This is a genomic window from Blautia acetica, assembly GCF_038739805.1.
GTDB lineage: Bacteria > Bacillota > Clostridia > Lachnospirales > Lachnospiraceae > Blautia.
On the sequence record NZ_JBBEWO010000028.1, the window covers coordinates 21,372 to 29,690 of the forward strand.

At 46.0% G+C, this 8,319-nt stretch carries 8 protein-coding genes; 4 read left to right on the forward strand and 4 right to left on the reverse strand.

What is annotated here, in order from left to right; translation table 11 throughout:
* Positions 1-3: 3 nt before the first annotated feature.
* Positions 4-1,470 carry a CapA family protein gene (locus WBS51_RS14280; protein ID WP_294463125.1) on the reverse strand — a complete coding sequence of 489 codons (1,467 nt, stop codon included), beginning with the start codon at positions 1,468-1,470 and terminating at the stop codon, positions 4-6.
* A gap of 166 nt (positions 1,471-1,636) precedes the next feature.
* Between WBS51_RS14280 and WBS51_RS14285 the strand changes: the two genes are divergently transcribed.
* Positions 1,637-2,692 carry an acyltransferase family protein gene (locus tag WBS51_RS14285; protein ID WP_173750224.1) on the forward strand — a complete coding sequence of 352 codons (1,056 nt, stop codon included), beginning with the start codon at positions 1,637-1,639 and terminating at the stop codon, positions 2,690-2,692.
* Positions 2,693-2,821: 129 nt separating this feature from the next.
* On the opposite strand, the gene WBS51_RS14290 is transcribed toward WBS51_RS14285, so the two are convergent.
* Together WBS51_RS14290 and WBS51_RS14295 are read right to left on the reverse strand one after the other, a co-directional pair.
* Entirely contained in the window at positions 2,822-4,186 is a 1,365-nt protein-coding gene (locus WBS51_RS14290; protein WP_294463128.1) for an alanine/glycine:cation symporter family protein, read from the reverse strand.
* A 14-nt stretch (positions 4,187-4,200) separates the two neighbouring features.
* Positions 4,201-5,520 carry a sodium-dependent transporter gene (locus WBS51_RS14295; protein ID WP_294463130.1) on the reverse strand — a complete coding sequence of 440 codons (1,320 nt, stop codon included), beginning with the start codon at positions 5,518-5,520 and terminating at the stop codon, positions 4,201-4,203.
* Between the two features lie 158 nt (positions 5,521-5,678).
* On the opposite strand from WBS51_RS14295, the gene WBS51_RS14300 reads away from it, so the two are divergent.
* Together WBS51_RS14300 and WBS51_RS14305 are read left to right on the forward strand one after the other, a co-directional pair.
* On the forward strand, positions 5,679-6,317 hold the full coding sequence (locus tag WBS51_RS14300) for a trimeric intracellular cation channel family protein (protein WP_294463131.1): 639 nt from the start codon (positions 5,679-5,681) through the stop codon (positions 6,315-6,317).
* A gap of 56 nt (positions 6,318-6,373) precedes the next feature.
* Positions 6,374-6,820 (forward strand): GatB/YqeY domain-containing protein, encoded by a 447-nt coding sequence (locus WBS51_RS14305; RefSeq protein WP_173750228.1) that lies wholly within the window; start codon positions 6,374-6,376, stop codon positions 6,818-6,820.
* Positions 6,821-6,875: 55 nt separating this feature from the next.
* Here the strand turns inward: WBS51_RS14305 and WBS51_RS14310 are convergent, their stop codons facing one another.
* Complete coding sequence (locus WBS51_RS14310; protein WP_173750229.1) at positions 6,876-7,457, reverse strand: ATP-binding protein; 582 nt, start codon at positions 7,455-7,457, stop codon at positions 6,876-6,878.
* A gap of 84 nt (positions 7,458-7,541) precedes the next feature.
* On the opposite strand from WBS51_RS14310, the gene WBS51_RS14315 reads away from it, so the two are divergent.
* Positions 7,542-8,195: a Crp/Fnr family transcriptional regulator gene (locus tag WBS51_RS14315; protein WP_294463134.1), complete on the forward strand. Its 654-nt coding sequence runs from the start codon at positions 7,542-7,544 to the stop codon at positions 8,193-8,195.
* Positions 8,196-8,319: the final 124 nt, after the last annotated feature.

Below are 8,319 nucleotides of genomic sequence, written 5' to 3' on the forward strand. Positions count from 1 at the left end.
CAGTTAGTTGTTCGTATCTCCATCCTCTGCATTCGTTCCAGTACTGCTGTCATTATCGCTGCTGTCGCTACTGTCGCTGTCACTACTGTCGTTGTCACTACTATCGCTGTCGCTGCTGCTGTCACTACTGTTGCTGTCCCCAGAGTTTCCGCTGTCAGAGTCCCCGTCCCCGGACAGACTGCTTCCTGTGGTAATTTCTCCGATTTCCTGCGCTGCAGACTTCAAAGCTGACAGACTGAAGGTTTCCTCTGAATTTTCCTCATGAATACCGTGGGTTTTTGCCAACGCTTCCGTGTAATCAGACAGTTCATACACACCTGCCTCCGTATAATCGGAATTGTAATGCATAACTACAGGAATCAGGCTGTAATCCTCAATCGTCACCTCTCCTGTCTTTGCGTCTTTCTTTAAAGTAAAGTCTGCCAGACCTCCCAGCAGATTTTCTAAAGAAGACTGATTGCTGACAAAGTTTCCAAGAGAATAGTAAACCAGCATGTTCTTTCCGTCCGGTCTTTTTTTCAGTTCATATCCCTTCAGAATATGAGGGTGAGAACAAATCACCACGTCTGCCCCCTGCTCAGCCAGAAAATCAATACGGTTCTGCAGTTTCTCATCCGGCTCTGAGGAATCGGATTTTCCTCCGTGCAGGTAAACAATGGTGACATCTGCTTCTTCTTTTGCCTTCTTTAAATCCGATTTGATATTCTTTTCGGAATAAGTATCTACCATATAAGATTCGTCTTCCGGTATGCTGTGGTTTTCGCTGAGCATACAGCTGTAATTCATCACAGCTACCTTGAAGTTTTTCTTCTCAATAGCCTGATAACGCTCTTCTTCCTTGCTGTGAATGCCCAAAAGGGAAACTTTTGGATAATTTTTATTCCAGAAAGAAACGGAAGTCGCAATGCCGTCCTCCTGTTGGTCAAAGGCATGCTCCGTAGCCTGTGTCACAATATCAAATCCTGCATTTGCCAGTGCGTCTCCCACTTCCTCAGGAGTGGCGAAATCAGGATACCCTGCAGCTTTATCATGGTCTTTCTCCAAAGGCGTTTCCTGATTCACAGAGGCCAAATCCGCATCCTTAATGACCTTTTTTATATTTTCATACAGGAAATCAAAGTTCCAGTCATTCTCCTTTCCTGCGTTAATCAGTGCATCGTGAATCAGATTATCCCCTGCAGCTACCATATGCAGGGTATTATTCTCTTCTTCTGCCTTTGCTTTCGCCTCTGTCTCTTTCTGCTTCTCCTGGGCTGCTTTGGCTTTTTTCTCTTCTATTTTTCCGTGTATGGCAAAGGCGGCTGCCCCTATGACCAAAATAGCCAGGCCAGCTCCTGCCATCATCATCTTCTGGCGTCTGATTTGCTGCTGGCGTCTCTTTCTGGCTATCGCAATCCTTCTGCGCCTCTCCAGTTCCAGCCTTCTTTCCTCTTCCTCCCGCTGCTCTCTTCTCGTACGACGTTCGCTCATAGTTCTATCCTTTCTGTAATTCTTCCTGCCAATTTATACATCTTTATTATTTTTTAATTTGCAATTCTATAAAAACAGTTGTATCATAGCTTGCGTACTAAAATTGTGAACAATTTATTGCTCATTTATTAACTACAATACCCATAATAATATGAAAGTGAAGATTATGTCAACGAAATCAAGAAATTATTTTTTAGACAACTACAAAGCATTGCTGATTCTGCTTGTAGTCATGGGACACTTTATTGAGCCCTGTCACACAAACAACCCTGTTTTAGAATCCTTAAAGTGGATTATTTTTTCTTTCCACATGCCTGCCTTTATTTTTATTTCAGGCTTCTTCTCCAAAAGAGCCATGAGCCTTGAAAAACTGATTCAAAAGCTGGTGATTCCTTATTTTGTCTACGAACTTCTGTATTATTTCCTGTACGTTTTCGTGATACATAAGGAAACCGGGCTGTACCTGAATCGCCCCAAATTTTCTCTGTGGTATCTGATGGCGCTGTTTTTCTGGAGAATCATTACTCCTTATTTTCAGAAAATCCCTGGAAATATGGCTATCGCCTTTACGGCAGGATTGCTCATTGGCTACACCCAGCTTGGCAACTTTTTCAGTATTCCGAGAACCCTGTTTTTTTACCCGTTTTTCCTGGCAGGCTACTATTTTCAGGAAGACTGGTTTGAAATCCTGCGCCGTCACTGGAAAGCTTTTACCCTCAGCCTGACAGCCTTTGTGTGCTTTTTCCTCGGCACTGCATTCCTGACAGGTACAGAACTGACCACCTTTATTTTCTACGGACGCTATTCCTACGAAGATATGGATATGCCGGGAATGGAAGGTCTGCTGGTACGGGCAGGCTGCTATGTGATTTCTTTCCTGATGTTTTTTGCCCTGTCTGCTGTCATTCCCAGAAAGCGGTACTTTTTCTCCGTGCTGGGCGTGCGCACCATGCCCATTTACCTGTTTCACGGACTGCTTTACAGCGTTTTAAAGGCAACTCCTCTGCTGGAAAATGTAGACACCTATACCGAAACCGTTCTGCTTTTGAGTTCCTGTGTGGGAATTACCTTCCTGCTGGCCTGTGACCGCCCCAATCGGTTTGTAAACCGTATCTCTTCCTTTCCGGTGCGTCTGCCGAAGCTGCCAAAGCTGCCCGGACCTCCTGCACTGCGGGGCGGACAACTCCCCTTTTTCCGCTCTAAAGGCAGAATGGCACGTTAGAACCGCTCCTTTCTTCTGCAATATTATTCTTATGAAAAAGACTGTCGCTTTAAGCTGCAATTAGGAGAACTGAACTCCCCATCTGCACTTAAGGCGACAGCCTTTTTCTTATTCCTGATAATCCGTGTTTCACCTCTGCGGTTTCAGTTCCGCAAAATAATCCCTGGTTTCCTTTATGACTACAGAGCTCAGTCCCAAAAGTCCTATCAGATTCGGGAAGGCCATACAGGCATTGGTGATATCTGCCAACAGCCAGATAGGCTGCAGTTCCAGATAAGGCGCAGCCGCCACACAGGCAATGTAAAGCACCTTGTATACAAAAATCCACTTCACACTTTTGCACAGGTAAACCAGACATCTTTCCCCATAATAACACCAACTGATAATCGTGGTAAAGGCAAAGAAAATCAATCCGATGGAAACCATATACATTCCCAGATTCCCCGGAAGACCCGAATTATACGCTGCATTGGACAGTTTCCCGCCGTCCAGTCCCGGAACGTCCAGGTAACCGGAAGTGATAACCACAATTCCCGTCATGGTACAGATAACAATCGTTGTAAAAAACACGCTGGTCATGGAAACCAGCCCCTGGCGCACACAGGATTTGGTTTTGGCCGCTGCCACTACAATGGGGGAACTTCCAAGTCCCGCCTCGTTGGTGTACACACCTCTGGCAACGCCTGTCCGCATGGCAGTCATGACTGAAATAAATACTGTTCCTGCCGCCCCGCCCACTGCTGCATGAGGGGTAAAGGCAGAAGTTACAATGAGTTTCAGGGTCTCCGGAATCTGCTGTGCATGAAGAATCAGAATCAGCAGAGAACCCAGCACATAAAACATAGCCATGAAAGGCACAATCAATTCTGCCGCACTGGAAATGGATTTGATTCCTCCCAGCACCACGCAGCCTACCGCCACAGCCACCACCACACCGATGAGCCACACTGGCAGCCCGAAGGCTTCACTGGTGGATTCTGTAATGGCATTGACCTGGGGAAAGGTTCCACAGCCCAGCATGGCCGTCATAATCCCGAAGAAGGCAAACAGCTTTGCCAGCCATTTCCATTTCTCTCCCATACCGTTTTGTATGTAATACATAGGGCCGCCGCAAATCTGCCCGTTCTCATCCACGGAACGGTATTTTACCGCCAGAAGGCCTTCTGCGTACTTGGTAGCCATCCCCAGAAAAGCAGACACCCACATCCAGAAAAGAGCGCCCGGTCCGCCTGCCCGCAAAGCTGTAGCCACACCCACAATACTTCCTGTACCAATGGTAGCGGCCAGAGCAGTACACAGGGAAGCAAACGCCGACACATCCCCCTCTCCCTCTTCTTTTTGAAAAATATACTTAATAGCCAGACCCAATTTTGTAATCTGGAGACCTTTCAGTCTTATGGTAAAATACAACCCCGTTGCCAGAAGCAAAAGCAACGTAGGCGGTCCCCATACCACGGTCTGTATCTTTTCTAAAACAGGCAGCAAACGATTCATTTTCACACCTCTTCTCAGCCGATTCCCTTATAAACCAGTCCCAGAATAAATACAACTACAGCCAAAGGCACATAAATATATTTTGCCACTGGTTTAAAAAGCCCCGGAAGTCTCTTTTCTCTTCCCGTTTCCAGTTCCTCTTTGATTCTGTCAAAGCCCAGGATATAGTAGATAGAAACCGCACCCAGCACAGCGCCAAAAGGAACCACAATAATGGTAATAAAGTCCATCCAGTGCCCCACTCTTGCCTCTTCTTCCAGGAACAGACCTACCAGCAGAGTCAGACCGCCGCACAGCAGTACTGCATGATTTCTCTTCATCTGGAATTTATTCTGCCAGCTTTCAATCACTGCCTCAAACATATTAATAAGAGAGGTAATTCCTGCAAAACATACGGAAAGGAAAAACATCACGGAAAACAACCTTCCCATAGGCATCTGCTTGAAAATGTTCGGAATGGTTATAAACATCAGAGATGGCCCTGAAGACGGCTCGATTCCGAAAGCAAAAACTGCCGGCATAATGGCCAGCGCGGACAGCATGGCTGCAATGCTATCAAAAAATACCGTCTGAAGAGAAGCCTTTGGAATATCCTCCTTCTTACTCAGATAAGAGCCGTACACAATCATTCCCGAACCGGTAATGGATAAGGAAAAGAACGCCTGTCCCATGGCCATCACCCAGGTATCCATATTCGCCAGCGCTTCCCATTTTGGAACAAAGAGAAATTCGTATCCTTCCTTTGCTCCCGGCAGGAAAAATACACGAACTGCCAGAACTGCAAAAAGCAGGAAAAACAAAGGCATGAGAATCTTATTTGCTTTCTCAATCAGGGGCGCTGCTCCAAACACCAGAAGCAGAACCGTAAGGGCAATGACCAGAATGTGCCAGGGAACGTTCCCCATCATTGCCGTCACTTCTCCAAAGTATTCTGCAGAGTCTCTTTCCATAACCGTATTCGTCACAGAACCGGCTAAAAATCTCAGAACCCATCCAATAATAACAGAATAGCCGATAGCAATGCCCAGAGAGCCAAGAAGGGGAATCCATCCTATGATTTTTCCTATTTTTTTCTTATGAATAGCAGACCAGCAATGCTCGTAAGCCCCCAGTGTTCCCGTTCCTGCCCTTCTTCCAATGGCAAATTCTGCGGAAAGTCCCACAAAGCCAAAAAGACAAGTAAACAAAATATATGGTATCAAAAAGGCCGCCCCGCCGTATTCGCCCAGACGATAGGGGAACATCCAGATATTTCCCAGTCCTACCGCAGAGCCTACACAGGCAAGCACAAACCCTAAAGAGTTGGTAAAACTCCCGTTTTTATGCGTATGCATCTATTTTTACCTCCTGCTGCGTTAAATTTTAAAACTATGCCTCTTCAATGTAACAAAGAACCCTGGGAAAGTCAACCAAAACCCTTGGACTTTCTGACGTTTTTTTTGCAGATTTGTGGTATATTTATGTTTGATATATTTACACAGGAGAGATACTTATGGATACTTTTATTTTTATCCTGGAAATCATAGGAACCATCGCCTTTGCATCATCCGGCGCTATGATTGCCATTGAGAAAAAAATGGATATTTTCGGAGTCAATATTCTGGGTGCCACCACTGCGGTTGGGGGCGGTATTATGCGTGATGTAATTTTAGGGGTCACGCCTCCCACGGCCTTTGCCAAACCGGTCTATATCCTGTTTGCGGCTCTGACCTCCACCCTGCTTTTTGCCATTGTATACACCACTCCGGACATTCTGCATTCTAAAATAAAGAATAAAATCTATGATAAAATCATGCTCTGGTGCGATACTGTGGGGCTTGGCATCTTTACGGTACTGGGTATTCAGACAGCTTCCCGGCTGGTGACAGAAGACAACCCTTTCTTCTTTATTTTCATCGGTGTGCTCACCGGTGTAGGCGGCGGCGTGGTGCGTGACATTATGGCTGGGGAGACCCCTTATATTCTGGTGCGGGAAATCTATGCCAGCGCCTCCATTGCAGGTGGCATTGTCTATATAGCGTGCCGAAATTCTGTAGGCGAGGCCTCCGGCATGCTTCTGGGTCTTTGTGTCACCGTGGTTGTCCGGGCTCTGGCCACACATTTTCACTGGAATCTCCTGCGGATTCATTGACGTACCGCAAAAAAGTGCTATACTTAATAGAAAATGTGTGAAGGAGATGTTAAGCCATGAGCAAAATTGATGAAGTCAGAAAAGCAATGGTCACTGCCATGAAAGCAGGTGACAAAGAACGGAAAGAATCTCTGTCCATGCTGCTGTCCGCTCTGAAAAACAAAGCCATTGACAAGCGCGAAGATTTGACAGAAGCAGAAGAAAACGAAGTGGTTTTAAAAGAAATCAAACAGACAAAAGAAACTCTGGAACTGACCCCGGAGGACAGAACAGACCTGATAGAAGAATGTACCAAACGAATTGCCGTATATGAAGAATTCGCCCCGAAAATGCTGAATGAGGACGAAATCAAAGAAGTGATTCAGGGTGTGCTTACAGAACTGGAAATCACAGTTCCTACAGGCAAAGACAAAGGCCGCATTATGAAAGTACTCATGCCTAAGGTAAAAGGCATTGCCGATGGAAAACTGGTCAATCAGGTGCTGGCTTCCATGCTGCAGTAAACCCTCTCTGTTTTTAAATGAGGCTGCCGCACTTTATGCGGCAGCCTCATTTCTTCTAATCTAAAATTTGCCCTTCTGTGGAAATAGTCACCACCTGCCAGGGAAGGAATTTTCCGCTGTTTTGAAGCGCTTTCTTTACCGCCATCTCCAGACCTCCGCAGCAAGGCACCTCCATACGAAGAATGGTTACACTTCTGATGTCATTGTTTTTTATAATTTCTGTCAGCTTTTCGCTGTAATCTGCCCCGTCCAGTTTCGGACACCCGATAAGGGTAATTTTTCCTTTCATAAAGTCCCTGTGAAAATCAGCATAGGTATAAGCCGTACAATCTGCTGCAATCAGCAGCTTTGCTTTGTGAAAATACGGCGCATTTACCGGCACCAGCTTTATCTGACAGGGCCACTGTCTAAGCCGGGATATCCCTGCCTCATCATAAGGCGCTGCTTCCCGCTCCACAAAGGTAATTGCACCTGTAGGACACTGAGGCAGGCAATCTCCCAGTCCGTCACAGTAATCCTCCCGCAAAAGTCTGGCTTTCCCGTCTACCATACCAATAGCACCCTCGTGGCAGGCTGAAGCACAGAGTCCGCAGCCGTTACATTTCTCTTCCTGTATTTCAATAATTTTCCGAATCATCTTGTACCTCCCTTGCTTTTGTGTCCTTATCATACTATAATGCAGACAGCAATTCAGTGGTTAAAACCACGGAAAGGAAGACTTATGGAAATTTTTCAAATTCCTATCTTTCATAAAATCAATAAAGAAGAACTGGATTTACTAAGACAACAGGGCTGTATGCGCCAGCAGCAATTTCTTAAAAATACCACTATTTTTCACATGGGGGATACCATTTCGGAACTGGGCATTGTCCTGTCCGGAAGCGTGGTGGTAGAGAATACGGATTTGTGGGGAAATCGGAGCATTTTAAGTCATATTTCCCAGGGACAGGTCTTTGCGGAAACTTATGCCCTCTGCGGAGAACCCATGATGGTATCTGCCATAACAGCTGAACCTTCGGAAATTCTGTTTTTAGACCTGGAACGCCTGCAGTATCTTTCGCCAAAGGCAGCGTCCTGCCGTTCTGTCATTATGCAGAATCTGCTGCGGATTTCCGTGCAGAAAAACCTGATTCTCTCCAACCGAATTTTCTGCACCACCCCAAAAACCATCCGGGAGCGCCTTCTGATTTATCTCACGGGACAGGCTGTCCGTACAGGCAGCACAGCTTTTGAAATCCCTTTTGACCGTCAGGGTATGGCCGACTATCTCAATCTGGACCGCAGTGCGCTTTCCAAAGAACTGGGAAAAATGCGAAAAGAAGGTATTCTGGATTTTCATAAAAACAAATTTACCCTTTATCAGAAACTGGACTAAAAAAGTTCTAAGTCAGCAACCACCAGTTCAACTGGTGGTTTGATATTAGCCCTCAAAAGGGCTTTATTACTGCTCGCCCCGAAGGGCGGTGTCGCAAGCACGTTTACTGGTCCGCTATAAAGCG